The organism is Desulfobulbus alkaliphilus (genome assembly GCF_016918545.1).
In the GTDB taxonomy this organism is placed as follows: domain Bacteria; phylum Desulfobacterota; class Desulfobulbia; order Desulfobulbales; family Desulfobulbaceae; genus Desulfobulbus; species Desulfobulbus alkaliphilus.
This window is the reverse complement of the sequence record NZ_JAFFQC010000013.1, coordinates 1-24,740: the sequence shown is the minus strand read 5'-3', so window position 1 is coordinate 24,740 and position 24,740 is coordinate 1. Positions and strand designations below refer to the sequence as shown.

Annotated in this window: 24 protein-coding genes and 1 pseudogene; 21 read left to right on the top strand and 4 right to left on the bottom strand. The window is 54.6% G+C overall.

Annotated features, from left to right (window positions below):
* The first annotated feature begins 226 nt into the window (after positions 1-226).
* The 12 genes and pseudogenes from JWG43_RS08565 (at position 227) to JWG43_RS08515 (ending at position 11,149) form a co-directional block, all read left to right on the top strand.
* Positions 227-2,218 (top strand): DUF2075 domain-containing protein, encoded by a 1,992-nt coding sequence (locus JWG43_RS08565; protein WP_205242499.1) that lies wholly within the window; start codon positions 227-229, stop codon positions 2,216-2,218.
* A 1,366-nt stretch (positions 2,219-3,584) separates the two neighbouring features.
* Positions 3,585-4,229 carry a Na+/H+ antiporter subunit E gene (locus tag JWG43_RS08560; RefSeq protein ID WP_205242498.1) on the top strand — a complete coding sequence of 215 codons (645 nt, stop codon included), beginning with the start codon at positions 3,585-3,587 and terminating at the stop codon, positions 4,227-4,229.
* Positions 4,226-4,513: an MrpF/PhaF family protein gene (locus JWG43_RS08555; RefSeq protein WP_205242497.1), complete on the top strand. Its 288-nt coding sequence runs from the start codon at positions 4,226-4,228 to the stop codon at positions 4,511-4,513. Before JWG43_RS08560 ends, JWG43_RS08555 begins: the two co-directional genes overlap by 4 nt.
* Entirely contained in the window at positions 4,500-4,805 is a 306-nt protein-coding gene (gene mnhG / locus JWG43_RS08550) for a monovalent cation/H(+) antiporter subunit G (protein ID WP_205242496.1), read from the top strand. The genes JWG43_RS08555 and mnhG overlap by 14 nt, the downstream gene beginning before the upstream one ends.
* 3 nt (positions 4,806-4,808) lie before the next feature.
* Positions 4,809-5,747, top strand: a complete 939-nt coding sequence (locus JWG43_RS08545; RefSeq protein ID WP_205242495.1) for a hydrogenase subunit MbhD domain-containing protein — start codon at positions 4,809-4,811, stop codon at positions 5,745-5,747.
* 20 nt (positions 5,748-5,767) lie between these two features.
* Positions 5,768-6,064 (top strand): sodium:proton antiporter, encoded by a 297-nt coding sequence (locus tag JWG43_RS08540; protein WP_205242494.1) that lies wholly within the window; start codon positions 5,768-5,770, stop codon positions 6,062-6,064.
* A gap of 14 nt (positions 6,065-6,078) precedes the next feature.
* On the top strand, positions 6,079-7,542 hold the full coding sequence (locus tag JWG43_RS08535; protein ID WP_205242493.1) for a complex I subunit 5 family protein: 1,464 nt from the start codon (positions 6,079-6,081) through the stop codon (positions 7,540-7,542).
* 5 nt (positions 7,543-7,547) lie between these two features.
* A complete protein-coding gene (locus JWG43_RS08530) occupies positions 7,548-9,263 on the top strand; it encodes a complex I subunit 5 family protein (protein WP_205242492.1) in 1,716 nt (571 codons plus the stop codon).
* A 43-nt stretch (positions 9,264-9,306) separates the two neighbouring features.
* A pseudogene (locus tag JWG43_RS20220) lies at positions 9,307-9,399 on the top strand (type II toxin-antitoxin system HicA family toxin); the annotation flags it as partial.
* A complete protein-coding gene (locus JWG43_RS08525; RefSeq protein ID WP_371925167.1) occupies positions 9,399-9,704 on the top strand; it encodes a type II toxin-antitoxin system HicB family antitoxin in 306 nt (101 codons plus the stop codon). The pseudogene JWG43_RS20220 and the gene JWG43_RS08525, both read left to right, overlap by 1 nt.
* Before the next feature lie 98 nt (positions 9,705-9,802).
* Complete coding sequence (locus JWG43_RS08520; RefSeq protein ID WP_205242490.1) at positions 9,803-10,072, top strand: hypothetical protein; 270 nt, start codon at positions 9,803-9,805, stop codon at positions 10,070-10,072.
* A gap of 114 nt (positions 10,073-10,186) precedes the next feature.
* Positions 10,187-11,149 carry an aldo/keto reductase gene (locus tag JWG43_RS08515; RefSeq protein ID WP_205242489.1) on the top strand — a complete coding sequence of 321 codons (963 nt, stop codon included), beginning with the start codon at positions 10,187-10,189 and terminating at the stop codon, positions 11,147-11,149.
* A gap of 75 nt (positions 11,150-11,224) precedes the next feature.
* On the opposite strand, the gene JWG43_RS08510 is transcribed toward JWG43_RS08515, so the two are convergent.
* Positions 11,225-11,497, bottom strand: a complete 273-nt coding sequence (locus JWG43_RS08510; protein ID WP_205242488.1) for a hypothetical protein — start codon at positions 11,495-11,497, stop codon at positions 11,225-11,227.
* Between the two features lie 372 nt (positions 11,498-11,869).
* Between JWG43_RS08510 and JWG43_RS08505 the strand changes: the two genes are divergently transcribed.
* Together JWG43_RS08505 and JWG43_RS08500 are read left to right on the top strand one after the other, a co-directional pair.
* Complete coding sequence (locus JWG43_RS08505) at positions 11,870-12,898, top strand: tetratricopeptide repeat protein (protein WP_205242487.1); 1,029 nt, start codon at positions 11,870-11,872, stop codon at positions 12,896-12,898.
* 490 nt (positions 12,899-13,388) lie between these two features.
* A complete protein-coding gene (locus JWG43_RS08500; RefSeq protein WP_205242486.1) occupies positions 13,389-14,591 on the top strand; it encodes a PQQ-dependent sugar dehydrogenase in 1,203 nt (400 codons plus the stop codon).
* 323 nt (positions 14,592-14,914) lie between these two features.
* On the opposite strand, the gene JWG43_RS08495 is transcribed toward JWG43_RS08500, so the two are convergent.
* Both JWG43_RS08495 and JWG43_RS08490 read right to left on the bottom strand, forming a co-directional pair.
* Complete coding sequence (locus JWG43_RS08495) at positions 14,915-16,972, bottom strand: molybdopterin-containing oxidoreductase family protein (protein ID WP_205242485.1); 2,058 nt, start codon at positions 16,970-16,972, stop codon at positions 14,915-14,917.
* Positions 16,973-16,981: 9 nt separating this feature from the next.
* On the bottom strand, positions 16,982-17,920 hold the full coding sequence (locus tag JWG43_RS08490; RefSeq protein WP_205242484.1) for a class I SAM-dependent methyltransferase: 939 nt from the start codon (positions 17,918-17,920) through the stop codon (positions 16,982-16,984).
* A gap of 566 nt (positions 17,921-18,486) precedes the next feature.
* Between JWG43_RS08490 and JWG43_RS08485 the strand changes: the two genes are divergently transcribed.
* Positions 18,487-18,852, top strand: coding sequence for a CGGC domain-containing protein (locus JWG43_RS08485; RefSeq protein WP_205242483.1), 366 nt, complete (start codon positions 18,487-18,489; stop codon positions 18,850-18,852).
* A 256-nt stretch (positions 18,853-19,108) separates the two neighbouring features.
* Here JWG43_RS08485 and JWG43_RS08480 read toward each other — a convergent pair whose 3' ends face one another.
* The gene (locus JWG43_RS08480; protein ID WP_205242482.1) at positions 19,109-19,561 is read right to left on the bottom strand and encodes a DsrE family protein; all 453 of its coding nucleotides are present in this window, start codon (positions 19,559-19,561) and stop codon (positions 19,109-19,111) included.
* A gap of 387 nt (positions 19,562-19,948) precedes the next feature.
* Between JWG43_RS08480 and JWG43_RS08475 the strand changes: the two genes are divergently transcribed.
* From JWG43_RS08475 to JWG43_RS08450, 6 genes are all read left to right on the top strand, one after another.
* On the top strand, positions 19,949-20,395 hold the full coding sequence (locus JWG43_RS08475; protein ID WP_205242481.1) for a 4Fe-4S binding protein: 447 nt from the start codon (positions 19,949-19,951) through the stop codon (positions 20,393-20,395).
* Positions 20,392-22,131 carry an aldehyde ferredoxin oxidoreductase N-terminal domain-containing protein gene (locus JWG43_RS08470; RefSeq protein WP_205242480.1) on the top strand — a complete coding sequence of 580 codons (1,740 nt, stop codon included), beginning with the start codon at positions 20,392-20,394 and terminating at the stop codon, positions 22,129-22,131. The genes JWG43_RS08475 and JWG43_RS08470 overlap by 4 nt, the downstream gene beginning before the upstream one ends.
* A gap of 340 nt (positions 22,132-22,471) precedes the next feature.
* Complete coding sequence (locus tag JWG43_RS08465; RefSeq protein ID WP_205242479.1) at positions 22,472-22,843, top strand: flavin reductase family protein; 372 nt, start codon at positions 22,472-22,474, stop codon at positions 22,841-22,843.
* A 62-nt stretch (positions 22,844-22,905) separates the two neighbouring features.
* Entirely contained in the window at positions 22,906-23,058 is a 153-nt protein-coding gene (locus JWG43_RS08460) for a hypothetical protein (RefSeq protein WP_205242478.1), read from the top strand.
* Between the two features lie 301 nt (positions 23,059-23,359).
* On the top strand, positions 23,360-24,184 hold the full coding sequence (locus tag JWG43_RS08455) for an outer membrane protein (protein ID WP_205242477.1): 825 nt from the start codon (positions 23,360-23,362) through the stop codon (positions 24,182-24,184).
* Positions 24,185-24,303: 119 nt separating this feature from the next.
* The coding region (locus tag JWG43_RS08450; protein WP_205242476.1) for an IS110 family transposase at positions 24,304-24,740 on the top strand (437 nt) is incomplete at its 3' end.

The following is a 24,740-nucleotide window of genomic DNA, read 5'->3' as shown; positions in this document are numbered from 1 at the left end:
ACTGCGTCGAGCACCTGGCCCCGGCGCTACGCGCCAGAACCAGATACTCGACCGGACACCGCACACCGATCATTCAAACTTCGTTTGCCTGATCGGCGCACGGCGCCGGTCAGCACCGCGATTAGGTTGTTGATAGTAATAGAGAAAACGATCTCATGCATAGCGACGACAAAATGGTTGTGACAGAGTTGGTTCTAAGGCGGTTTGCAGAGGGCGAGAGGATCTGATGAACCGCTACTTCTACAAATCCACGATCTCCCACTTCGCCGCTGCTGACCAATCGGCCATCCTCGGCCAAATGGCAACCGTAAACTCATTTGACCTCACCCCCCAACAACGCGATGCCTGGGTTGACCAGATTCAATGCCTGAAACTCGGTCTGGCCGGCCACGATGGAGACATCTATTTCGAATACTCCATCCCGCGCATGGGCCGCCGTGTGGATACAATCGTGCTAATCGGGCCGGTGATATTTGTCATTGAATTCAAAGTGGGCGAGAAGGTCTTTAACGCGCAAGACCTGGATCAGGTTATAGACTATGGCCTAGATCTTTCCAACTTCCACGAAGGGAGCCACGATAAATTCATCATTCCTGTATTGGTCGCCACGGAAGCACAAGACACGCATACATCTAAAGAGGCAGTTCTTGCCAGAGGCAGGCTATTTAAGCCATTCAAAGCCAACGAGAAGACATTTTCCGAGGCCATCGCTCTGGGCCTGGCAGCAGCGAAAGGGCCGGCGTTGAATTGCTTGGAGTGGGAGCAGAGCCGGTACAAACCGACTCCAACAATAATTGAAGCGACTTTGGCGCTCTATCGCGGCCATTCGGTAGTGGAGATCACAAAGAACGACGCTGGCGACAATCTGACCACGACCTCTGCATCTGTTTCTGAGATCATCCGAACCACCAGAGATAATGGCGAAAAGGCGGTCTGCTTTGTGACCGGCGTGCCCGGCGCTGGCAAGACTCTTGTCGGGCTGGATATTGCAACAAAACATATCAATGCCGAAGACGAGCTTTATAGCGTGTACCTTTCAGGCAATGGCCCCTTGGTCGCGGTATTGCAGGAAGCCTTGGCCCGGGACAAGGTGCTGCGCACTCGAGAGATGGGTGCGAAGATCAGAAAGGGTGAGGCCCTCAGCGAAGTGAAAGCTTTCGTTCAAATAATTCACCATTTCCGCGACGAGGGTTTGCATGATCCCATCAACCCACCCATTGAGCACGTTGCAATATTTGATGAAGCCCAAAGGGCTTGGACTCGGGATATGACCATCGATTTCATGAAGCGAAAGAAGAATCAGCCGAGCTTTCGTATGTCCGAACCTGAGTTCTTGATCTCTTGTATGAACCGTCACCAAGATTGGGCCGTAGTAGTCTGCTTGGTCGGCGGTGGTCAGGAGATCAACACGGGCGAGGCTGGAATTGGTGAATGGATCGAATCGGTGAACCGATCTTTCCCGGATTGGAAGATCTACGTCTCTGACCAACTCGCAGAAGCGGAATTCGGAGCAGAGAAAACCGAGAAATCGTTGGCTCAGCACAGCGCGGTGATTCGTTTGCCCGAATTGCATTTGAAGACCTCGATACGATCATTCCGCAGTGAAAAAGTGTCCTCGCTTGTGAAGCATCTACTCGATGTGGAAGGCGAACTTGCCCGCAATATGGTGCGCGAAGTTTCAGAGCATTATCCTTTAGTGCTCACACGCGACATCCATAAGGCAAAAGCCTGGCTGAGAGCACAGGCGCATGGTTCTGAAAGGTACGGCATAGTCGCGTCATCCAAAGGAGCCCGACTTAGGCCACTGGCGCTTGATGTGAAAGCCAAAGCCAGCCCAGTGCATTGGTTTCTTAATGGCCGCGATGATGTGCGCTCGTCTTTCTTCATGGAAGACGTCGCCACTGAATTTGACGTGCAGGGGCTTGAACTCGACTGGGTCTGCGTGGCCTGGGATGCTGACTACAGATACGCGGGCAATAACTGGGAAACATACGAGTTTCGCGCGGTTCCAAATCAGCAGGCCATGCGGTGGAACAGAATCCGGGCGGTTGAGAGAAAGTCATATCTCAAGAACGCCTATCGCGTCCTCTTAACTCGAGCCCGGCAAGGCATGGTGGTGCTGGTACCGGAAGGGTCGGAGAGTGATGTGACGCGAAAGCCGGAGTATTATGACAAGACTTATGAGTATCTGGCCGGGTTGGGGATGTTGAAAATATAGTTGTGAAATCAAAAACGGGCAGTCGTTTGGATACCAAGAACAGCCTAACGAATAAGGTTAGATTGTGCGAGCGTAGCGAGCCACAATCTGAACCGTTTGTTGGACAAGCCCGGTGGTCATCTATAGAAAAGAGATTTTGGGTACCGAGCAGAAATCAGGGGTCACAAAATCAGGGGTCAGGTCTTGAATCTTGAATCATCTGGAAAATGGAATAATTCAAGATTCAAGATCTGACCCCAGCTTGTGCTTCGGCCCTCCGTAGCTGTTGGATAGTGTATTGACTCCCGGGCTATTTGTGGGGAGTTGACAGTCCAGTCTGAACTGTTCTGGAAACGCCTCAGCGATTCGTCCGTCCTGAACGGGAGAAAGATCGCCGTCGACCAGGGCCCTGCCTGGAAGCCGAACGATGCGCTCGTGTTGGCAAGGTAACGTACTGTCTTGCCGTCAACGCGCAGCGCTCCCTGGAGATCGGACGTAGGGAATCGTTGGTCCGACGTAGCACCAGGCACTGACGACCTGGCGTTACTTGTACAGTGGCAGCAGCAAAGGGACAAGCATGACGGAGACCACCATCACTATTAAGCTGAACGGTACTCTGATCTTTATGAAATCACCGAATTTGTAGTTGCCCGGGACCACGACCAGCGTGTTCACGGGCGATGAGATTGGAGTCATGAATGCAGTCGACGCAGCCAGTAGTAGCAGGGGGTCAAGTCTGCTTTTGACTCCTTTCGTGAAGCCCGCTGGCTTTAGCGACAAGCGATGGGCCGCCTCTGTAAGATCCATAGCATCTTCCGTGGCACAAATTCGCATGGTCGCTTCGTCAAGGTGAGGTCGTAAAAGCTCGTCTTTTTGCTGGAGTATGACAAAATTGTCCATGCTGCCACTGTGCAGTTTAAAAGGATTGTCAACGCAGATCAAAAGTGCACAAGGTATTGTTGCTGGATTCCTGACAGCGTTTCATAATTGAACATTCACCTGCTTGATGACCGTAGCCTTGAGAACTTGTTCGACCCTCAGCTCCAGGGCACCAGTCGCACAGAGAGCTTTACCTGAATCTTGATGGATCAGTACGTATATGCTATTGTTCTCCTTTATGATCACATTGATCTCTCCCAGCTCTTTTATCCTGGGGTGGACAGGGAGCCGTTCACTGAGTGGATTTTTTTGTGGGTTCTGCGCAGGGGACAAAATTTCTTCACTGACTTGTCATGTACTATCAATTGGTTGCCATAGTATACAAACCAGAGACCAATAAATAGTCCACCCTCATTTCCCTCATTTTTTAAAAATTAAAATAGTTACCTGGCGCTGATCTGGCACTGGCTAAGCTTTAATCATTGAATTCCGCGCTATGTGTGGGGAGTTGACAGATGCTGTACAGGATGTCGGCGACAGCACGGAAACCGCCCCGAAACTGGAAGTTTTCATTGCCACATTGGCACGAGAGAGGGGGAGGGTGACCGCAATGGTAGACAAGACATCTTTCAAGAGCAGGGTCGGTCGATTCTGGCGGCAGCAGGGGAATGGCGCCGGTCTGCCCGTCCGTCTGACATTGGCGGCGCTGATCTGGTGGATTCTCATGGACGGCGCCTGGTCCGACATGTTGCCCGGCGTGCCGGTGATATTACTCGTGGCGCTGATTCCCCCCTACCTGGGACACGCCTCGCCCTGGCGGTGGAGTTTCCCAGCGTTGCTGCGCCTTGTCCCTGTGTTCCTTTGGTTCTCAGTATGGAGCGGGGTACAGATTGCCTTTCTTGCTTTGAGCCGCTTGCGGCTTGTGACTCCGGAGGTGGTTGAGTTTTCCTGGCGATTGCCTCCGGGGCCGGCGCGACTCTTTCTGGCAGGCATTATCAACCTTGTCCCGGGAACCCTGAGTCTGCAGATCCGGGAAGAGGCCCTGAATATTCATTTTCTCTACGATGCCCGAGGCAACATGTCCTCTGTTCTGGTGCTGGAAGAAATGGTAGCGGCCCTTTTCCGGGTACCGCTGAGCGAGGTATCGCAATGACCACCTTGTACCTTGTTCTGGTCGGTGTTTTGATGGGGAATATCGCCATAGGATTGATCCGCATCCTGCGTGGTCCGACTGTTGCGGATCGCATGCTGGCTGCGGAATTCTTCGGTACGGTCACCGTGGCCATTATTCTCCTGTTGGCCATCGCTATGGATAAATCCGTCTACTATGACGTAGCCCTGGTTTTTGCCCTGCTGTCGGCCCTGGCGGTAGTGGCCTTTGTCACCCGCGGCTGGCCTGATAGGAAATCCGGAGAACAAGAAGATGAGCGCGGCTGATATTGCCGGCGCCGCCCTGGTCGTGGTCGGAGTTCTGTTTTTTCTTTCCGGAACGCTCGGTCTGCTGCGATTTCCCGACATCTACACGCGGATTCACGCTCTGACCAAGGCCGACAACCTTGGTCTCGGTTTGATCTGCCTCGGATCGGCGGTGCAGTCGGGAAGTCTCTTGACGGCCTTGAAACTCCTGCTTGTCTGGATTCTGGTCCTTCTGGCCGCCGCCGCCGGGGCCAGCCTGATCGCTCAAACTGCCCATGAACGAGGTATTCGTCCATGGGAGCGGCAGGAATGACCTATGGTGCTCTTCGACCTGATCCTCGGTCTGTTGCTTGTGGTCTTGGTCCAAAAGTGCCTGAGCGTGACGGATTTGTTCGGCGCGGTGATCAGTTTCATGGCGTTTGGGTTGCTCATGGCTGTGGCCTGGGTCCGGTTGGAGGCGCCGGACATTGCCCTGGCAGAAGCAGCCATCGGGTCCGGACTGACCGGGGCCCTGCTGTTTTCAACATTGGGCCGACTGCCGCACTCTGAAGCCCGACAGCCCATTGCTTCAAGAACCGTTGGAAGCGGGCCGGGCTACTGGCTGGCCGCCGGGTTCTGGTGGGTATCTATCATGCTGTTGTCGGTCGCTTTTTTCTTATCGCTTCTTGAACTGCAAGCGCCAGGACTGGGGGGGTATCTCCAGGAAAGACTTTCCGAATCCGGCGTCCTCAATCCGGTCACTGCCGTACTGCTCAATTTTCGCTCCCTGGACACCGTCATGGAAATCGCCGTGCTCCTGTTGGCGGTGGCGGTGGTGTGGTCATTGGGAACCGTGGGATGGCCTGCGAAGCAGAAGCTTTCCTTGCCCTTATTGGTGGGATTGGTTCGTCTGTTGACACCGGTGTTTTTGCTGGTGGCGTTTTCTTTGCTCTGGAGGGGAAATCATGCCCCTGGGGGTGCCTTTCCCAGCGGAGCGGTTTTGGCGGCAGCGAGCATTCTGCTCCTTCTGGCCGGGAAGACAATTCGTATATACCCGCTGACCATGTTCTGGTTGCGATGGGTCCTGGCTGCGGGGCTTCTGGTCTTTGTTCTTGCCGGAATGAGCCTGATGTTCGCCGGATACGGTTTTCTCGTCTATCCTGAGCAATGGGCCGGAACAATGATCCTGATCATCGAGGTAAGCGCTGGAGTTTCCATTGGAGCCATGTTGATGGCGCTCTACATTGGCGGCGAACCAGACTTTCACGCAGGGTGAACCCCAGTGCTGAGAACTCAATGACAGCCTATTATTTGATTCTGGCCGGTGTGATCCTGGCCATGGCCTTTCATGGCCTCATGACCAGAGCCAATCTGCTGCGCAAGCTCATGGCGTTGAATATCTTTACCAGCGCTGTTTTTCTGTTTCTCGTCGCGCTGGCCCGGATGGCCGAACCCCTTGACCCAATACCCCATGCCATGGTGCTGACCGGCATCGTGGTGACCGTGAGCACGACGGCAGTGGGCCTGGTGCTTCTGTTAAAGTTGTATCGCCGCACTGGCTCCCTTACCCTGCAGAGTGCTGATGATGACTAAATCCGGGGTACGGCATGGCTGACTGGATCCCGGTTGTCATCATTTTTGGACCATTGCTGGCGGCCGTGCTGGTATTTACGCAGACTGTGCGGGGCGTTACTGCTACTTTGGTGACAGGAGGAATCCTGTTGATCGGGTTGGTCGCCCTGGGAGGCGAGGTTTCCGGACAGGGACCATGGCTGACCTGGCAACCCGGTGGATGGCCCGTGCCCCTGGGGTTGCGCTGGCAGGCCGACTTTTTCAGCGTGGCCATGCTGGCCATGACATTCCTCGTGGCAGTCAGCGGAGGCCTGTTTGCTATCGGCTTCCTGCCCGCCGCCATGCCGTCGGCCGCACGGCACTTCTGGACACTTTGGCTTTTTACCTGGGCCGCTATGAACAGCCTGCTTCTGGCGGCAGATCTTTTCAACATCTATGTCGGGCTGGAGCTCATGGCCCTGGCCGCCGTGGGGTTGATTTCCCTGACCCGGGAAACCGAGGCCCTGCAGGCGGCTATGCGCTATTTTCTGGTGACGCTGTTTGGCTCCATGCTCTATCTCCTGGGAGTAGCGCTGCTGTATGGACAGTATGGAATGCTGGACCAGGCGGCTCTGGCCGCAGTCATCGAGCACGGTCTGGCAAACGGGGTCGCTGCGGTGCTGATGACCCTCGGGCTGCTGGTCAAGACCGCGTTGTTTCCCGTGCACTTCTGGCTGCCTTCGGCGCATGGCAAGGCACCGGTGCCGGTCAGCGCCCTGTTGTCCGCCGTGGTCGTGGCGGTTTGTTTTTTTGTTATGTACCGGTTGTGGAGCGGCCTTTTTTTTGTTTTCCTCGCGGAACGACCGGCTATGGTTCTGGGCGCCATCGGCCTGGCATCGATTCTCTGGGGTGGGATGCAGGCGTTGCGTCAGCAGCGCCTGAAAATGATCGTGGCCTATTCTACCATTGCCCAGTTCGGGTATGTGATGCTGGTCTTTCCGGTGTTCGTAGCCGATGGGGCTGCGTTTCTAGCCTGGCATGGGACGGCCATGATGGTGCTGGCGCACGGTTTGGCCAAGGCGTCCCTGTTCTTTGCGGCCGGCTGCCTTTCCATTGCCCATGGTCATGATCGAATCCGCGAGCTGACGGGAGGCGGCGGCCGCTTGGGCTGGGTCTGGCTGGCCTTTGCCCTGGCGGCGGCCAGTATTGTCGGATTGCCACCCAGCGGCGGTTTTGTCGGGAAGTGGTGGTTGCTCCAGGCGGCTGTGCTCGGAGAAGCCTGGTTTTGGGTCGTGGTGATGGTCCTCGCTGCGCTGCTGACCGGGAGCTACATGTATCGCGGACTGGAGGCGGCCTGGCGTCCGGCACCCCCCGTGGAGGCTGTGCGGCCGGTGCCGGCAATCATGGTGGCAGTGACTCTGTTTTGCGCGGTGGGGTCGGTGGCCATGGGCTTCCTGGCGGTTCCGTTGGAGGGCTTTTTGGGTCGGACATTTCAACCGTTGCCAATTGCAGGCGGTTGACGACCATGCCCGGTGATTTCTTTTTCGGCAACAGTGCCGCCTTTCTTTTGCTGCTCGCTCCGGCCGCACCCCTGGTCTTCCTGTTGGCTCTGGCCTGGCCAGCTTCGCGAGAAAAGCTGGGCAGGATCGCCCCTTGGTCCGCCCTGCCTGCCCTGCTGCTGGGACTTTTGTTGCCGGGAGACGTGCAACTTGGGTTGCCCGGAACATGGTGGCAGGCCGGCCTGATCCTGGACGATCTGGGCCGTTTCTTTCTGGTCGTCAATGCTCTGCTCTGGCTTCTGTCCGGTGTTTTCGCCACAACCTGGTTCCGCGGAGATCGAAGGATTCATCTGTTCATGGCCTTTTACCTGGCAGCCATGGCCGGCCATTTCGGTTTGACCTTGGCCCTGGATATTCCTACCTTCTACCTCTGTTTTGCCTTGATGGGCTTTTCCGCGTACGGGCTGGTCGTCCATGAGGGAACGCGGTTCTCCCGTCGGGCCGGCCGCCTTTATCTCTTCATGTTGATGATCGGCGAACTTGGCCTTTTCGGGGGTGTGGCCCTGGCGTCAACCCAATCGTCTTCAATGGTCCTTCCTGGCCTGGGCGGCTCCTGGGTACCCGGTTTTACCGCAGTGATGCTTTTTGCCGTGGGCTTCGGTATCAAGGCGGGCATGTTGGGAGGGCATGGATGGTTGCCCCTGGCCCACCCGGCAGCCCCTGTGCCGGCCAGTGCCGTGCTCAGTGCCGTGATGATCAAGGCAGGGGTGTTCGGATGGCTGCGGTTGACACCGCTTGAGAGTGGATGGACGGCAGCCTGGTCCGGACCATTGTTTTCAGGACTGATGCTCTTGGGTGGAATTGCCGCGATATATGGCACGGTGGTTGGGCTGTGGCAGAAAGGCCCGAAAACGATTCTCGCCTATTCCAGCGTCAGCCAGATGGGGTGGCTGACCCTGCTGCTGGGTGCGTACTTGGCTTGTCCGGATATGGGTGGCCTGGGCCTGAGTGCTCTGTTGCTGTTTGTTCTCCACCACGCTTTGGCCAAGGGGACCCTGTTCCTTGGCGTTGGCATGCTGCAGCGTAATATGGGCGTATCCCGGCGCCTGGTCTGGTGGCTGTTGCTGCTGCCCGCGGCTGCCCTGGCAGGCGTGCCGGCAACCAGCGGCTTTCTGGCAAAGTTTGCCCTGGAGACGATGGTCGGACTTCAGGAGAGTGTGACGTTGCTGACGCCAATGCTGTTTCTGGCCACCCTTGGCACCACGCTGCTGATGGGACGATTTCTTTGGAAAGCAGCCTGCCACGGTTTGGATGCAAAAAAGGTCGAGGCTTCTTTCGATCTCGGCCTGTGGGTGCCGTGGTTGTTGCTGCTGGGGCTGAGTGCGTCACTTCCATGGTTCTGGCTTCTGTACGCAGTCCCCGATGAAGCCGCTGCATGGATTGGCGCGGTTTGGTCCGTTGACGTTCTGCTCAAGACCCTTTTGCCACTGCTATTGGGTGGTTTCTTGGTGGTCATTGTTATCCTTTGGCCCTGGCGTCGGGTTTTGTTGTTCGGAACGGCGCTATTCGTCGGCCAGCGAATCTGGCGTCGTAACCAGCAACGATACCTTCGTCGCTGGTGGCGACAACAGCAGGCCGCTGCTTTGCATTTCGAGCGCCGGTTGCAGCAATGGCCCATGGCTGGCCGGGCCTTGATCCTGCTGGCTGTTCTTCTGGGAACGAGTCTGTTGTTGGCACATTGAAAAACACGAAGTGATCATTTTTTTGTATGAGCAGGAGGTGCCATTATTCCACCGACCTCATCCCGAACGGGTAACAGATAAAGGCGCCGTCAGTTCCATGAGACGGTTCTTAACGGAAGCCGAGGTGATATCATGATGGAATACAAAGGATATGTTGGACAGGTTGAATTTGATGATGACGCTGATATTTTTCATGGTGAAGTCATCAATCTCCGGGATGTCGTAACGTTCCAGGGATCATCCGTCCAGGAATTGCGTAAAGCCTTCGAGGAGTCCGTGGACGATTATCTGGAGTTTTGTGCAGAGCGCGGAGAGTCACCTGAAAAACCTTATTCCGGAAAATTCATGGTGAGACTTGACCCGCAACTCCACAAGATGCTGGCGATACGCGCAAAAAAGGAGCGCAAGAGCTTAAATGCATGGATCCATGCCACAAAATGAATTTCATTCAACCAAAAGTTTAAGAAAACTGTCTGCAGGTACCACGTTTTACTGGGTTTCAGAGCAAAGCGGGGACTGCTGATAATAGGGGACACACAATGCTACCAGAAGAGCATGACGACAGATACATCAAAGAATACAAGAAAATGATCAAGGAATACGCCAGAATGGCTGCTGATAATCCAGATATGATCGAAGAAATGAGAGCTTCCTTAAAGGCCAGCGCGTCTCTTATAATAAGTAACAAACCAGAGGCGGTATCGAAGTTTCGAGAGATTGTAAATGAGTTGGATGCATTTCTGCACGCATGTCAAACCGGTGAAGTGGATCCCCGTGCATTATCGGAGAGCCTGGACGATGAGACCTAGCCAGAAATCGTCACCGAACGAAAAGGTTAGATTGCACGGAGTCATTTGGGGGCCAGTTCAACCCCAGGGCAGCTCACTGGACCTGGATCTTTCCGTCTCACAGGAGGGGCTTGAATGAAGCGAAGAACGTTTATAGTACTCGCCGCGTGTTCTTTTGCCGGGTTGAAACTCACCGGATTCAAGATGGTTGCCGCCAGAGAAAAAGCGATTTCGGACTCTGAAGTCGGTGGCAGCCCGATGCCCACAAGGACACTGGGATTAACCGGCCGGAAGGTGTCCATTTTTGGCTTGGGAGGCGAATCCACTCTGGAGCGAGTCGAAAGGCAGGACGATGCCGTCGCGATAATCGATCGAGCGATTGATCTCGGGGTGAATTACATCGACACCTCTCCCACGTATGGTGGAGGCGGCAGCGAAATCAACATCGGCAAGGTCATGGCCCGAAGGCGAAGGGAAGTGTTTTTGACATCCAAGACCCATGACCGCAGTTACGACGGTACCATGCGCCTCATCGAAGGCAGCCTCGAACGCCTTCAGACCGACTATCTCGACCTCTACCAGGTACACAACCTCCGAGTGGGTCACGAACTTGATCGGGTTCTTGGCAGAAACGGCGCCATTCTTGCGATGGAAAAGCTCAAATCACAAGGTGTAATCAAACATATAGGCATAACCGGCCACAAAGACCCCGACCTGTTGGTCCGGGGAATCGAGAGCTACGACTTCGATACGATCCTTTTGACTCTGAATGCAGGGGATATCCATTACGCCCCTTTTAAGACCGGGTTGTTGCAGAAAGCGGTGGCGAAACGGATGGGCATCATCGCGATGAAGGTTACCGCGGTAAACCGGATTGTCCGCCCAGCCGGAATACTGAGCATGGAGGAAGCACTGGGATACACCCTTAGTCATCCAGTGGCGACCGCGATCGTGGGCATCTCAAAGCTCGATCAGATAGATGAGAATGTCCGGATCGCGAGGAATTTCAAACTTTATTCCGAACAAGAACTGGCCGCAATCGAGGAAAAGACGAAACCGCACCAAAGACAGGCTAATTTTTTTAAGCATGACTGGTAGTTTTCATTCTGTACCGCGAGGGCTCAGTGCGGGAAAGAATGAAAATGCGGAGAATCAAAAGAAATCGGACCCAGCTTATTTCTTGACCAGATATTCAAGAACGGCCGCTCTCTCATCGGTATTGAGCAGACCCGATCTCTTCCCCATCATGCGGTTCACCGTAATCTCCCATGCAGCCTGATCTTTTACAGCCATAGCCCTTTCAATCCTTCCAAAGCTGTGACACTGGGTGCAACGTTGCTTTACAATCTGCTCACCGTCGAGAGCTTCCGGAACCATTGCCGAGGTGCCGCCCAACACCAATAACCCGACGAAGGCCAAGCTGATCATGAAGGTTATTACTTTCATTCTCAATCTCCCTTGGTTGGAAATTTATGACATCGACATTCTGGTGATATGGATGTCAAGAACTTGCTTTATGCCGGGAAGACTATTTGAAGAAAAGTATTGTGTCAAGGTTAACATAGGGCAGGGGGGCAGGTCCGCCATTGGCTCTTGCCGTGAAGCTACCTCTCTCATGCTGGCACATTTGGAGATAGGGAAACAAGCAGAAACAAAGAAACAAGGGTCAGGCCTAGAAGATAACAAGATGGTCTGGTGAAAGGCCTCCAGCGGGGGCCGGCCTTTCAAAATTTATAAGCTTTACAAACCTATTGAAGTATAAAATGAGGATGATAGAGCACGATTCAAAAATGCAAGCGCCAGCATCGGAAACGGCGGATGTCATCAGCAGTATCATGGGAGCAGGGGGTTTGGGTAGCGATCAGCGTAGATCAAGAACATGATTCGACCTCAGAGGGAAAAGATGTCATGAAAAAAAATAAGTGCCTCATTTGTTTGAAAGTAAAAGGAAAGAGGAGATGCAAAATCACTCAGGATGCTTTGATATGCTCTCAGTGTTGTGCTGCGATAAGGAAATCGGATTGTGGAAGTTGTTCTCATTACATCCAGTCTGAGAGGTATGCTGTTGAAAAATCAAAAAAATCTGGATTTAAACACTTCATGGCCATGATTGATCCGGAAGTGGATGATGCGGTGGATAAAGCACTCGAATACGCTGAAAAAGGCAATGTCCGGAAAGGAGAAGAGTTGATGGTCAGATTATTAAAAGAACATCCAAACCTTCACATTGTTCATTACGGCATGGGCACTGTCTTGGCCATGAAAGGTAACTACAAAGAGTCGATTGTATATTTTGACAACTGCCTTGAAATATTTCCCTATTTTACCGAGGCATGGTTCAACAAAGGAGTTGCTCATAAAAATTTACTTGATATTAATGGAGCTTTAACCTCTTTTCAAAAAGTCGTTGAGCTTGGTGATGAAGACGAAGATTTTGTCAAGTCCACACGAGAATTATTGAATGATATGGATGCCGATATTTACCGAGATACGGGCCTGTCTTTGGAATTGTATATTCAATCCATGGAAGAATTTGACCGCTCGTTTACGTGCATGCGAAATCGAAAATATGAAGAAGCCATAATCGGTTTTAATAACGTATTGAAACTTAATAACAATCACACGCAATCCTACGGAAATATTGGACTGTGCCATGCTTTTTTGGGAAATAGACAAGAAGCCCTATCTGCTTTCGATAGGGCACTGGAGATTGACCCAACATATCAACCGGCGATCGATAATAGGAAAATATTTCTTTCATTGAAAGAGGGGGAGGCAATGAAGGATATGAATGTTGCGGTTGTAGAATATTACAAAGATGTGATTAACAAAGAACCAATGGAGTGATATTGATTTTGCAAGTCATCTTGTGTGAACAACTACAAGTCTGTCAACTTTTCGGAAGTTTCTGGATGACGATCAGGGGAAATTTAAAAATAATTTAGAATAGTTGCATGTAGAATTCCACAGGGTACGGCTCACTGTGGCCAAGGAATTGATCGAAAAATGAGGCGGAGAGATCTGGTGTGAAAGTCAATTGGGACAAGGATCATGCTTTGCGTTTTGTTTGCCTGTTCACCAGCAATCACTCTCGGGCTCCAATCCTGACACAGGGAATTGACAAAAAACCAAAGGCAGGCTTGATCCCTGTACTTAAGATTGACGCAATATCAGCAGGCAATGCCTGGCACCAGGCCTTCTCCATGGTGCAGGAGGCCCGTGTCCCCGGTCGCTGGTGATCATTGCTCCCGTGTCCACGAACAAAACCAGGCACGGTTCAGGGTGATACGATATACATCATACAATCCCCCCCCAAAAAAAAGGAGGTGTTGAAGCCATGAAATCACATTTTGCTCTACCCATCCGTTTCTTGAGGATTGTCCGCGGCTGGGTCCTGTCCGTCCTGGCGCTGTGTTTGTTCGCTTTGCCGGCATGCGGGCAGGCTGATCCGGCCTATCAGGTCACCACGGTTGCCGAGGGGCTGAACACGCCCTGGGCCATGGCCATCCTGCCCGGCGACGGTCGCATCCTGGTCACCGAACGTGGTGGTACGCTGCGGATCATCGATCCCGCCAGCGGAGCAATTAACGAACTGACCGGCGTTCCGGCGGTCGCGGCGCGCGGCCAGGGAGGGCTCCTGGACATTGCCCTGCATCCTTCCTTTCCTGAGCAGGGCTGGGTCTACCTGACCTGGGCGGGCGAGGATGATCAGGGCCGCACCGCCACCCATCTGGGGCGCGCAATGCTCGATCTGGATGAGCTTACCCTCTTGAACCTTGAAGTGCTCTATGTCGCCAGTCCCTTTTTCGACAGGGCAGCGCATTACGGCTCGCGGATCGTGTTTCACGACGACTTCGTCTTCGTCGGTTTCGGCGACCGTAACTTCAAGAACTTCGGACCAGACCACATTGCCCAGGATCTCTCGAACGCCAACGGCGCGACCATCCGCCTGACACTGGACGGCTCGGTGCCGGACGACAATCCCTTTGTCGGCCTGCCGGACGCAGACCCGGCTATCTGGTCTTATGGGCACCGCAATATCCAGGCGATGGCGGTCCACCCGGAAACCGGCGCGGTCTGGCTGGCCGAACACGGCGAGGCGGGTGGCGACGAGATCAACGTCGTAACCCGGGGCGGCAACTATGGCTGGCCGTTGGCCGGTTACGGTGTGGATTACCGCACAGGCCGAGCCTTTGCCATCCCCCATGATGAGACCGACGCATTCATCGCGCCGGTTTTCCACTGGGGTCCTGGCCGCGCGGACCACTTCCCACCCTCGGGCATGGCCTTCTACACCGGCGAGGCCTTTGCGGAGTGGCGGGGCCATCTGCTGGTCGGCAATCTCTTCCACCGCTACCTGGGGTTGTTTGCTGTTGACGGAGAATCCGTCTCACCCCCGGTCCGACTCCTCGAAGGCAAGGGCTGGCGGATCCGGGACGTGGCCGTGGGCCCGGATGACGGCTATATTTACGTGATAGCCGACGACAGCGCCTCACCCTTGCTGCGGCTTGAACCGTCCACCACCGGCGCTCACCAGTGACCGACCTGGTCTGGCAGGCATTCCCCTGGAACCATACCATTCTCACGTTGTGACGATGGTTCATCCGGTCCCGGGGGACAGCTGGTGAAGGCGAAGCGTCAACAATGCCAACGCTTTTATAGCCTGTTACAGTAAAAGAGATCCAAAACAAGATCCAGCCGTAACGGATTCAGGTGCGAGCAAGATCCCTGGAGCCGGGAAATGCATGAGGCGAGTCCGGCAACCACCCATTGATGGTTGCCGGCCATCAACAACAACGGGCTCCCCATGGGGAACCCGTTGTTGTTGATCGTGCAAGGAGAGGCCTGAGAAAAAACCGGTTTTCAGAGCTTGCGCAGACGGCACATGAAACTGCGACTGGTGGAGGTGCCGGAGACCGGACCGCGGACATCGTCCTCGGTGAGGGCGTTGAGGTTGGCGCGGGGGTCATAGTCGCCCCAGCCCCAAGCTAACCGAACCATGCCGGGCCGCACCGTTGTCGACAACCGAGCCGTCATCTCGACCTGTCCCTTGGGGGTTTCTATGGCAACTCTATCCCCCTCAGTCACTCTCTGTTGTTCGGCATCGTCGGGGTGGATATCCACCACGCAGACCGTCCCTCCCTTGAGCAGGGCAGGGATGGTGCGGAACTGGGAGTTTGTGAAGCGGATGTCGCGGCTGCCGCTGATACCCAAAAGAGGGTAGTCGGCGCGCCGGTCGGTGAAACTGATCGGATCCGGTCCCAAGCCCTGTTCGAACGGAACCCCGGCAAATCCCGCCTCGGCCAGCCGGGGTGAGTAAAACTCCACCTTGCCCGACGGTGTCTTGAGGGGCTGGTCGCGGTATTTTTCGTAACGCATGGTCTCAAGGCGCAACCCTGTTTTACCGTGGCTGCGTAGATCGGCCACCGTCACCCCGGCGGGCTCCAACTGGTCATCAATGGCTTCCTCGGCAGTCTGCCAGGGAAAGTCGTCACCATAGCCAAGCCTTCTGCCCAACTCGAAGACGATCCGCCAATCTGGCCAGGAATCGCCCAGTGGTTCGATGACCGCATTCTGGAGAATGATCGGATTGTTCCGGATCGAGGCCCGGTTGAGCTGAGTCTTCTCGAAGCAACTGGCTGCCGGCAGAATGACTTCGGCCAGCTTGGCGGTCTCGGTCATGAACATGTCGATGACCACCAGGGTCTCCAGCTTGGCGAAGGCGGCCCGGGTGCGGTTGGAGTCGGCCATGGTCACCAGCGGGTTGCCCGACTGGACCACCACCATCTTGAGCGGATAGGGTCGCTGGTCGAGGATGGCGTCGACCACGCAGCCCTGGACCTGGTTGCCCCAGGTTTCTGAGAAGGTGTTGAACAGCGAATAGGCAGCGGTAATGGGCTTCAGTCCTTCCGGCAGTCTTTCTTTAAGTTGGATGTTGCGTGCCGGAACAGGCTGGGGCAGCACGTCGCCGCCCGGCTTGTCGAGGTTGCCGGTGAGGGCGCGCAGCATGGCGACAGCCCGGGTGGTGTCGAAAACCTCGCGGTGCATGTCGAGGCCGTTGCCGTCGATGATCGCCGCCGGTTTGATGGTGGCGTAAATCCGGGTGACCTCCCGGATCACGTCGGCATCGAGCCACACCTGCCCGGCGACCGTTTCGACCGGATAACGGGCCGCCACCGCGCGCAGTTCCTCGAAGCCGACAGTGTAGCGGTCGATGAATGCACTGTCATACCATCGCTCCCTGATGATCTCGTTGATCATGGCCATGGCCAGCAATCCGTCGTGGCCCGGCTTGATCGGCAGCCAGATGTCGGCCTTGGCGGCCAGGGCGGTGCGCACCGGATCGATGACGATCAGCGTCGCTCCGTGGGCCTTGGCCCAATGGATTCCCTCGGCCGCCCCCAAAGCGGTGTTGCCGTCGTTCTTTCCCCAGACGATGATGCATTTGGCGTTCTTGGCCTCGGGAAAGGCCATGGAGCCGTAGACATAACTGTGGGCAAAATCGCGGGCCACGAAACAGATCGAGCCGTTGCCGATGGTGTTGGGGCTGCCGAAGGCATGCATCAACCGGTTGGGATAATCCCAGGGCGCGCCCCAATCGGCGGCCATGCCCCGCAGCCAAGCCACTGATTGGGCGCCGGATGTTTGCCGGTGGTGGCGCATCCGTTCCGCCACTCGTTCCAGGGCCTCGTCCCAGCCAGCCTCGCGAAAGCCGGAACCATCCTCCCTGCGGATCAGCGGCGTGGTCAGGCGATCGGGCGAATAGACGATGTCCGGGGCGGCCGCCAGCTTGGCGCAGGCCAGCCGTTTGTAGGGGTCGAGGAAGGATTTTCGTCGGGCGCCGATCAGCCTTCCTTCCTCCACCTCGGCCTCGATGGGGCAGCACGACGAACACAGACGGCAGACAGTATCGATCAACATTGCTTACCTCTATCGGCTGGCGTGCACATAACAGCTGCGGATCAATTCATAATGATTGCTGTGGGTGCGGATGGTCCACCAGACGCTGCCGGTTTCGCCTACCCGCCAGGTTGGGGCCAGCTCGCTTGCTCCATCGGCCAGCAGGGCCTTCACATTGGCCAGCCCCTTGCCTCCAAACCGGCCCTCCGTCGTTCCTCCCAGCCACTCTTCGACTGGGGCAGCCTCGGTGGACCAGGAGAAAGGGTCGGAGAGGATGAATTGGGCCTCGACATCGCGGGTCACCCGATTCATTTCCCGCAGATGTCCAAGCGGCGAAGGCACCTTATCGACCAGGTTGAGCGAGGAAAACAGTCCGATGGACTTACGTCGCAAGGGCAAGGCCAGGGCATTGGCAACGATGAACTCCGCCCGGTCGCTCCGCCATTCCTCCGGTAAACGGATGGTGACCTCTCGTCGCAGCATCCCCTCGTCCTTGAGTGAGACCTCCAGGGAACGTTCCAGAAGTAATCGCCGTGCCGCCTGGATGAAGGCCTGCGAGGTGTCGATACCAAGGGCGAAATCGCAGCGGCTACTCATTTCGAAGGTGAACCGTCCCACCGCGCCGCCGGCGTCGAGGGCCACCCCGCCCTGTGACCGCATCAGGCCGGCCCAGGTGGCATAGGCCTGCGAACCCTGCGGATCGTCAAGCAGGTCGCTGAAATGGCTCCACAGGTAGGACGACACCACTTCATCGGTCTCGTACTTGTCGGCGGCCCGTTGACTGTCGGTGGCGTGGGGGTCAAGCAGAGCGATGCCATCGACGATCGGGAACAGGGCGGCGCAGTGCGAACATCTAAGTACGCCGGTTTCGATATCGCCTTCAGTCTCGTGGGTGATGTCGGCGGCCAGGCCGTACTCGTCGGGCAGGCAATGTGGGCAGATGAGCAGTTCGAGTAGTTGCTTTTTCATGTGAGGAATAATCGATACAGAGGATGGAAAAACTTCTTGTGGGCGAAGAAAACAGCTGTTTATAGATAGAAACAAGCTGTTAACTGTTGAGAAAGAATAGATTTTAAAACTACCTGCCCATCCAGGACGAGTCAACCCTTAAATGAGACTTCGGGGCATTGCTTCAAAGAAGCACCCAGCATGGTCCTGGGAGGTCGCCTGTTTGCAAACCGAACCGGATGGGCGAGGATGAGCCGTCCACCATTGGCGCTCAACAGTGACAAACCTGGTCTGCACGCATCCCCCTGAGGCCATGCCGTTCTCACGTTGTGGCGACGGTTCATCGGATCCCGGGGGTTCCAGGGCGGGACAAAGGACTTGTCATGAATTCGCGAGCACCGCTTAACAGATTATCCGTCACCGCGCTACCGATGGATTGATTATGCAGGCTTAAAACCAGGCTCGCTTCAATGGGTCCTGCTTTTGGGCAGGTTGTTTTTGGGGGTGACAGATATAATAGCCCTTGTTGGTCGGATCGGGTCAGTGGTAAGCTATGTGAAATTTTATCAATAGAAGGGAGGTTCGTCGTGGAAAAGATTCTGATTGTTGGCTGCAAGAACACCATGGACGATGTCTGCATTGGTTGTTCTCGCTGCCTGGTGGCTTTTAACCGTCGTCAGGGAGTCTTTGAGATCTATGAAGGCGTCGATGCCGAGATTATCGGCATGGTCGGTTGCGGTGGCTGCCCGGCTTCGGCCATTGTCACTCGGCTGATGCAGGTGAAACTCTGGAATGACCCGATGAAGGAAAAACCGACGGTCATTCACATAGCCCCCTGCATTGCCGAGCAGTGTCCGCACAAGGAGGATATAATGCAGAAAATCAAGGCGAAGGCCGGTATCAAGGTGATTGAGGGTACGCACCCGTACGTTCCCGCCGATGTCTTCGCTTGATCGTGCTTCAGTCTGACGGCGGCGGAGTTTAGTGCTCTGTTGTTCCCCGCTTTGCCGGGACATGCAGGGTCAGGTCTTGAATTAACAGAGTATTGATAATTCAAGACCTGACCCTTTTTCTTGCTTTTTCTTGCTTTTTCGTACTCGAGTGTATCCGACGAAGGGGAAACCACTATTTTGCCCCAAGTATTCGGCCCCCGGTTGTTATCGCAAAGCAGAGCTGAACACGCTGGATCCGGAGACCGGGTGAAGAGGGTCAGCGGGTGAAGAGTTTGACATTCGGCTGCATCATATACTCGGCAACCTCGGCGGGGTTTGCCACGCCGATTCCATCGGTCAGATCTTCTGCGGAATATCCCGTGTTGGGCAGAAAAATTGCGCAGACTTCCACAATTGCCCCGTTTTGCATCAGATTTTCCAGCAGTTGTTTGGGAGTAACGTCCCGGGGGCGCAGTTTTGGAGGGTTGTACTCCCTGAGGGCAAGCTGGGCGCCATCCCCACACAGCAGTACCCGGACCTCCGCGCCCTGGGCGGCGGCCTGGTTGGCCAGGACAAGCGTCATACCACGAGCCTGGGAGTCCACATCCACCAGGGTGACAAACAGCTTCTTTTCCTGCACAGCTTCCCCGCCGTGTCCGGCGGCTGCAGCCGGATTCCCGCCGGCAGCAAACAGCGCCATTGCCGCAATGAAGATCATAAGCTTTTTCATATCCACGCTCCTGGTTGTTTTGTTCTGCAGGCCTGGGCTGCCTTTGAAACCGAAAAAACCTTTCCGGTACAGGGCCAGCCCGAAATTCCGGTTAATTGACTGCAAATAGATAGAAAGGTTACCCGCGGACATACGTCGTGTCAAGCCGCCGTGGGCATCTTTTTTGAATTCCGTTGTTACCGTATGTGTTGCGGAACCCTTTGCCGGCGTTTTTCCCATTTCAAGCGAAAGTCATTTATGTTATTGCTGAAACCGTACAAGGCGCCAGTAATTGAACAGCTTCAGCACACCTTTTGCTGTGGCAGTGTCATCCTTCAACTTGAACCTACTTTTTTGCAGTTCCAATCGAGATTGTTTCCAGGAGTTCATGAATCAGCAGGAAAACCTATGAAAATTCTGACCGCGCCCCGCATGGACCGATGCATTGGTTGCCACTCCTGTTCCCTGGCCTGTGCCCGGCTGCTCCATCATCGCCTGTCCTGGGATACCGCGGGGATCCGAATCCAATCATCCGGTGGTTTGACCACCGGATTCACCGCCGTGTATTGTCTCGCCTGCATCTCTCCCCCGTGCGCCGAGGCCTGTCCCACCGGGGCCCTGCAGCCGCGCCGTGATGGCGGGATAGTACTCAGGAAAAAGCTGTGCAATCGATGCGGTTCCTGTGCACCCGCCTGCCCGGTTGATGCCATTTATATCGATCAGGAAGGAGAACCGTTTCTCTGCCTCCACTGCGGCCTGTGCATCCCCTTCTGTCCGCATGACTGCCTGGAGATGGCGGAGGCAAGCAATCTTCGGCCCCGATCCTCCAGTAAACCCTTGGAGCCTGCATCATGAACGCCGATCATTTCACTGTCCTGCTCTATGATCTGACGACCGGAAAAGGGGAGCGGATCCACTTGGAGGGTCGCGACCGGGTGGCCGGCGGCAGCGGACTGGCGGCCCTGTTGTTCAACCGGTACGGGCAACCGGGAGCCGCCTGGGATGCCCCCGAACAGCCGCTCATTTTTGCCATAGGCCCGCTCACAGGCTACTTCCCGTTAATGAGCAAGACCATCTGCGCCTTCACATCGCCCTACCACGATCAATACACCGAGAGTCACGGTGGCGGTCGCAGTGCCATGGCCCTCCGTCTGACCGGCCTCGATGCCCTGGTGGTCATTGGCTGCTCCCCAGGTCCCTGTTTTCTGGAAGTGAACAGCACGCATGCTCACACCAGGGATTGCGGCTTCCTCTGGGGTCAGGATGTCTTCGAGGCCGGCAAGGTGCTGCGGCGCATAAGCAAGGGGTCCGGGCACCGTTCCATTCTCCGCATAGGTCCGGCGGGTGAGAATGGCGCTGCCATTGCGGGCATCAATGTCGATACCTATCGCCATTTTGGACGAATGGGCGGCGGGGCGGTCATGGGCGCCAAAAATCTCAAGGCCATCATCCTCCAGGGCGATGCCGTCTTGCCGTTGCCTCAGGGCAACCGGTATGCCAAATTGTTTGCCGAGGTGCACAACCAGGTGACGGCCACCGGGATGATGAAGAAGTACCACGACCTCGGCACCCCGGCGAATCTAGAGGCGCTCAATGACTTGCAATCCCTGCCATGGCGCAACCTGCAGGCAACGGCCGACGAGGCGGTTGAGCACATCTCCGGCCAGCAGTTTGCCGAACAGGCCCTCTTGCGCAACTCGGCCTGCTCGGGATGCCCGGTTGGCTGCATCCATGTCGGCTTTGTTCGCGAAAAATTCATGGACAGTCATCGATACCTCTATCGGCAGGTGAGCTATGATTACGAAACCATCTTTTCTCTGGGGACGATGCTGGGCGTGACGGACATGTCCGGGGTGCTCAGCCTGCTCGATCTGTTCGAAAAAGCCGGCATGGACGCGATGTCGGCCGGGGTGGCCCTTGCCTGGGCGACTGAAGCCACGGCAAAGGAACTGATCTCCGTTGAAGAGACGCTGGTGCCGTTGACCTTCGGTGATTGTGCAAGCTACCGGCAGGCGGCCCACTCCTTTGGCAACGGTGCCAACGAGTTCTACCGGCTTCTTGGTCAGGGAACCCTCAAGGCAGCCGCAGTCTATGGCGGTGAAGATTTTGCCTGTGTGCTCGGCCAGGAAATGGCGGGTTATGCCACTGGCGAGGTCTTTTTCGCGGCCCAGGCGCTTGGGTTTCGTCATTCCCATCTGGACAGTGGTGGTTATTCGTACGACCAGCTGCACGCAGACAAGGATATCGATGCTGCGGTGGCGTTTCTTGTGCGGGATGAAGCCTCACGCGCCTTCATGACCTCGATGGTTGCCTGTCTGTTTGCCCGCAGTGTCTACACTGAAACGCTCATGGCAGAGTGCCTGCATACCCTCGGTTATGAAAATCTGGCCGCCACCATTCCCGAGAGTGGCGCAAATATCCAGAAAATCCGCTGGCAAACCCGCTTTGCCGGTGGATTCCAACCTGCATCGATACCCATCCCCAAACGGTTTTTTCAGGTCATCACCTGGAAAGGGCCCATTGATCCCCGCTATCTTCAATCCCTGCAAGCTGCATATGGTCAGGCGATTTGTGCGCTTGCCGGCAGGTGAGCGGATGCCGCGAAGTACACAAGGTCTCCAAAGCGTCCCCAGTGGCATGGGCTGTCAGAAGGGGTTCCCGAAAAAGAAGAAGAACGCGTCGTTGCCGCCTTCCGCCTGCCCGTAGCCGAGGTAGATCGGTCCCGCCGGGGTGTCGGCTCCCAGAAACAGGCTGCCGGCTGCAAATCCATCGTTGAACAGGTCGCTACGGTCCTCCCAGACACCGCCATATTCAAGAGATGCACCGGCAAATCATGAAAAGGTGAGCATATCAAGCACTTATTTCTCCAACTCTCTGTCTTTCAACACCTTTCAGCAGCAGCAAACATTCCTAATCAAAGGGGAACATGCTATGGGAAAAATCAAAATTGATAACGGCGCTGCCTTTTTGTACCCCATGCCCATGGTATTGGTAGGTGCAGTGGTTGATGGCAAAGCAAATTTTTTGGCTGTAGCCTGGGTTTCGAGAGTCAATTTTAAACCACCCTTGTTCGCCATAACACTGGGACCGCATCATACCAATAAAGGTATTGATGAGAATAGAGAATTCAGCATTAATATCCCAGATGCTTCATTGGTCGAAAAAACGGATTATTGTGGACTGGTCTCAGGCAGCAAGATAGACAAATCTCAACTTTTCAACGTTTTTTTGGTGAGTTGGAGAAAGCCCCACTCATTGAAGAATGTCCGGTATGTATTTCTCTCTCTCTGTTTGATACGGTAAAACTGCCTTTTAATACCCTCTACATAGGAGAGCCGATAGAAGTCTTTTCAGAAGAGAAGTATATGTCGGACAAGATGCTGGATATAAAAAAAATGAATCCCTTCACCTTGACAATGCCGGACAACAAGTATTGGACAGTCGGAGACAATCTCGGCAAGGCCTGGAATATCGGGAAAAGTCTGAAGAGAAATAGTCAGGAAGATAATAACGAATAAGATTGGACGGCATGAGACCAGGTTTTGGACAGGGACTCTCCATGCAACAAACTCTGCCAGATCTGTTTCTGTGGCTTTATTCACCAAAAAAGCCAAAAACAGACTTGACCCCTTTGGCATGAAATGGAGCGGCATTTATGTTTCATGAGATGATGGGTGTTGCTGGGTGTTTAGAATCGCCTGTACGATCCCGGCAAAAAACAAAGAATGTTTATTAAAGGCTATTGAAAACTATTGCGAGGGTCTTGTTTTCGTGTTAGCACCAAATTGTTATTTATAACTTGCTGTTTGGTGAGCATTCATGGCCACTTTTCAACTTTTAACCTATAAGGAGGGAACGATGATGCGAAATTGTCTAATCATTGCTGGGGCTCTGGTGGTTTTTACCGCCTCCACAAGCTATGCACAACACGACTGGTATGTTGGCGGCTCTCTGAGTTATCTGAAGCAGAGCGATAGTGATAACACTGGCACCACCGGCAATTTTACGACTGGAAATGGTTCGCCAGTTATACCTTTTGGGACTCCCATTTCTGCGGGAACCCCATACGGTTGGGAAACCGAATTTGAAAGTGGATGGGCTATATCCGGCGAAGTCGGGCTGTTGTATGCCAGTGGACTGAGGTCGGGAATAGAGCTGACCTACTCAACTGCGGATGTTGATAAGCATAAAGGCGTAAATGTCGCCGGTACCGTCATAGACGGTGTTGATGCAGCTGTTCTTACCGGTTCACGCAATCAGCTCGGAGCAACTGTTGGTCAGGTCGTCGCTGATGGGCAGGGGTCAATATCTTCGACAGGGGTTTTTCTGAACCTCTACTATGATTTTGTTGATTTGGGATCCTTTTATCCCTACCTTGGCGCTGGTATTGGGCTTATGTCGGTTGATGTCGAGTACAAACCTTCAGGGGTGAAAATCATAGACCAGAGCGAGACCAAAATAGGTTTTCAACTGAAAGCCGGGTTAACGTGGCGTACCACAGAAAATATCGATCTCTATGGTGAGTATGTATTTCGTATGACCGATGATGTTGAGGTCGATAATGCCTTATTTCCGGGGACACTTGATATCGAAAACAAACAACATCTGGTAAGCGTGGGAATAAGGTACCGCTTTACCTACTAACCCCCATGACAAGAAGTCACAACGAAGCATGAAACTTAAGTGTTGAAAACGAAGGCGAGCCATGGCTATACATCCTTTTGAAAAAAACCCGTTAAATTCAATCAAAAAGGAGAATAGCCATGACTCACCAACAAGATACCGCAGCGATCAGAATTATTCACCCGGTATGTTGCGGATTGGATGTTCACAAAGAGAAAATATCGGCCTGTCTGATGACAATTGACGAGCAGGGTCATGAAGAATCGGAGATCAGGGAATTCGGCACGTTTACCGATGAACTCGTCAAGCTCAGAGGATGGTTGCAGGAAAGAGACTGCCCGATTGTGGCGATGGAGAGTACAGGCATCTACTGGCGACCGGTTCATAATGTACTTGAGCATCATGTGGAGGTAATTTTGGTCAATGCCCGTCACATTAAAAATGTTCCGGGACGAAAGACCGACATCGCCGACAGCAGATGGCTGGCCAGCCTTTTGAAGCATGGATTGCTGCGCGGCAGCTTCATCCCTTCAAAGGATATTCGGCAGTGGCGTGAGTTGACCCGCCAACGCCGTAA

Excerpts from the sequence above, each read along its gene's own strand:
- JWG43_RS08565 (WP_205242499.1), top strand. The coding sequence starts at position 227 with ATGAACCGCTACTTCTACAAATCCACGATCTCCCACTTCGCCGCTGCT.
- JWG43_RS08555 (WP_205242497.1), top strand. The coding sequence starts at position 4,226 with ATGACCACCTTGTACCTTGTTCTGGTCGGTGTTTTGATGGGGAATATC.
- mnhG (WP_205242496.1), top strand. The coding sequence starts at position 4,500 with ATGAGCGCGGCTGATATTGCCGGCGCCGCCCTGGTCGTGGTCGGAGTT.
- JWG43_RS08545 (WP_205242495.1), top strand. The coding sequence starts at position 4,809 with ATGGTGCTCTTCGACCTGATCCTCGGTCTGTTGCTTGTGGTCTTGGTC.
- JWG43_RS08540 (WP_205242494.1), top strand. The coding sequence starts at position 5,768 with ATGACAGCCTATTATTTGATTCTGGCCGGTGTGATCCTGGCCATGGCC.
- JWG43_RS08535 (WP_205242493.1), top strand. The coding sequence starts at position 6,079 with ATGGCTGACTGGATCCCGGTTGTCATCATTTTTGGACCATTGCTGGCG.
- JWG43_RS08530 (WP_205242492.1), top strand. The coding sequence starts at position 7,548 with ATGCCCGGTGATTTCTTTTTCGGCAACAGTGCCGCCTTTCTTTTGCTG.
- JWG43_RS08525 (WP_371925167.1), top strand. The coding sequence starts at position 9,399 with ATGGAATACAAAGGATATGTTGGACAGGTTGAATTTGATGATGACGCT.
- JWG43_RS08520 (WP_205242490.1), top strand. The coding sequence starts at position 9,803 with ATGCTACCAGAAGAGCATGACGACAGATACATCAAAGAATACAAGAAA.
- JWG43_RS08515 (WP_205242489.1), top strand. The coding sequence starts at position 10,187 with ATGAAGCGAAGAACGTTTATAGTACTCGCCGCGTGTTCTTTTGCCGGG.
- JWG43_RS08510 (WP_205242488.1), bottom strand. The coding sequence starts at position 11,497 with ATGAAAGTAATAACCTTCATGATCAGCTTGGCCTTCGTCGGGTTATTG.
- JWG43_RS08505 (WP_205242487.1), top strand. The coding sequence starts at position 11,870 with ATGTCATCAGCAGTATCATGGGAGCAGGGGGTTTGGGTAGCGATCAGC.
- JWG43_RS08500 (WP_205242486.1), top strand. The coding sequence starts at position 13,389 with ATGAAATCACATTTTGCTCTACCCATCCGTTTCTTGAGGATTGTCCGC.
- JWG43_RS08495 (WP_205242485.1), bottom strand. The coding sequence starts at position 16,972 with ATGTTGATCGATACTGTCTGCCGTCTGTGTTCGTCGTGCTGCCCCATC.
- JWG43_RS08490 (WP_205242484.1), bottom strand. The coding sequence starts at position 17,920 with ATGAAAAAGCAACTACTCGAACTGCTCATCTGCCCACATTGCCTGCCC.
- JWG43_RS08480 (WP_205242482.1), bottom strand. The coding sequence starts at position 19,561 with ATGAAAAAGCTTATGATCTTCATTGCGGCAATGGCGCTGTTTGCTGCC.
- JWG43_RS08475 (WP_205242481.1), top strand. The coding sequence starts at position 19,949 with ATGAAAATTCTGACCGCGCCCCGCATGGACCGATGCATTGGTTGCCAC.
- JWG43_RS08470 (WP_205242480.1), top strand. The coding sequence starts at position 20,392 with ATGAACGCCGATCATTTCACTGTCCTGCTCTATGATCTGACGACCGGA.
- JWG43_RS08465 (WP_205242479.1), top strand. The coding sequence starts at position 22,472 with ATGGGAAAAATCAAAATTGATAACGGCGCTGCCTTTTTGTACCCCATG.
- JWG43_RS08460 (WP_205242478.1), top strand. The coding sequence starts at position 22,906 with ATGTCGGACAAGATGCTGGATATAAAAAAAATGAATCCCTTCACCTTG.
- JWG43_RS08455 (WP_205242477.1), top strand. The coding sequence starts at position 23,360 with ATGGCCACTTTTCAACTTTTAACCTATAAGGAGGGAACGATGATGCGA.